Consider the following 1,083-nt stretch of genomic DNA (forward strand, 5'->3'; position numbering starts at 1 on the left):
AGTTTTATTGATGACCTTCTAGCTCGGCTTGATATTGTCGATATCATCGACGCACGTGTGAAACTTAAGAAAAAAGGCAAAAACTACGGCGCTTGTTGCCCATTCCACAACGAGAAAACACCGTCATTCAGTGTGAGCCAAGAGAAGCAGTTCTATCACTGTTTTGGCTGTGGTGCACATGGTAACGCCATCGACTTTATGATGGAGTTTGAACGCCTAGAGTTCGTTGAAGCGATTGAAGAACTTGCCTCTTATCTAGGTTTGGACGTTCCTCGCGAACAACGTAGTGGTGGCGGTGGGCAGTTCAAATCTGGACCGCAAGCAAGTAGCAGTGAAAAACGCAGCGTATACGATTTAATGGGTAGCATTGCCCAGTTTTACCGTAACCAACTCAAACAACCTTCGAGCAAGGTCGCGATTGAATACCTAAAAGACCGTGGTCTATCTGGTGAAATCGTTCAGAAATTTGGCATTGGTTACGTGGCTGACGAATGGGATTTAGTCCGTAAAAACTTCGGCCAGAATAAAGACAATCAAGACATGCTTGTCACTGGTGGCATGCTGATTGAAAACGACAAAGGCAACCGTTATGACCGCTTTCGTGGTCGTATTATGTTTCCAATTCGTGACCGTCGTGGTCGAGTAATTGGCTTTGGTGGTCGAGTACTTGGTGAAGGTACGCCAAAATATCTCAACTCACCGGAAACACCAATATTCCATAAAGGCAAAGAGCTTTATGGCCTGTACGAAGTGTTACAAGCGCATCGTGAACCAGCACAAATTTTGGTGGTTGAAGGCTATATGGACGTTGTCGCTCTGGCTCAATACGGCGTAGATTATTCCGTCGCTTCGCTAGGCACTTCGACAACGGGCGATCATATTCAAATGTTGTTCCGCCAAACCAATACCGTTGTGTGTTGTTACGATGGCGACCGAGCAGGTAAAGAAGCGGCATGGCGAGCGTTAGAAAACGCACTTCAATTCCTCAAAACCGGGAACACATTGAAGTTCTTATTCTTACCTGATGGGGAAGACCCAGACAGCTACGTTCGTAAATACGGCAAAGCAGCGTTCGAGCAACAA

At 46.3% G+C, this 1,083-nt stretch carries 1 protein-coding gene; it reads left to right on the forward strand.

Features of this window, described 5'->3' with window-relative positions; translation table 11 throughout:
• A partial coding sequence (gene dnaG, locus R8269_RS25865; protein ID WP_318222994.1) for a DNA primase occupies positions 1 to 1,083 on the forward strand: 1,083 nt, incomplete at both ends.

It is taken from the genome of Vibrio sp. Vb0667 (assembly GCF_033391095.1).